At 55.6% G+C, this 491-nt stretch carries 1 rRNA gene; it reads left to right on the top strand.

What is annotated here, in order from left to right:
* Positions 1 to 41: 41 nt before the first annotated feature.
* Positions 42 to 491: ribosomal RNA gene (locus tag HMPREF2526_RS09495) — 16S ribosomal RNA — on the top strand; the annotation flags it as partial.

Below are 491 nucleotides of genomic sequence, written 5' to 3'. Positions count from 1 at the left end.
TGGTTTGTCTGTTTGTTAGGTTTGGGCTTTTCACGGCCTTTTTTGTGGAGAGTTTGATCCTGGCTCAGGACGAACGCTGGCGGCGTGCTTAACACATGCAAGTCGAACGGAAAGGCCAGTGCTTGCACTGGTACTCGAGTGGCGAACGGGTGAGTAACACGTGGGTGATCTGCCTTGCACTCTGGGATAAGCTTGGGAAACTGGGTCTAATACCGGATATGAGCCACTTTTAGTGTGGTGGTTGGAAAGTTTTTTCGGTGCAAGATGAGCTCGCGGCCTATCAGCTTGTTGGTGGGGTAATGGCCTACCAAGGCGTCGACGGGTAGCCGGCCTGAGAGGGTGTACGGCCACATTGGGACTGAGATACGGCCCAGACTCCTACGGGAGGCAGCAGTGGGGAATATTGCACAATGGGCGGAAGCCTGATGCAGCGACGCCGCGTGGGGGATGACGGCCTTCGGGTTGTAAACTCCTTTCGACAGGGACGAAGC

Source organism: Corynebacterium sp. HMSC070E08 (assembly GCF_001808895.1).
GTDB classification, from domain to species: domain Bacteria; phylum Actinomycetota; class Actinomycetes; order Mycobacteriales; family Mycobacteriaceae; genus Corynebacterium; species Corynebacterium hiratae.
This window is presented reverse-complemented; position numbering and strand designations above follow the sequence as displayed.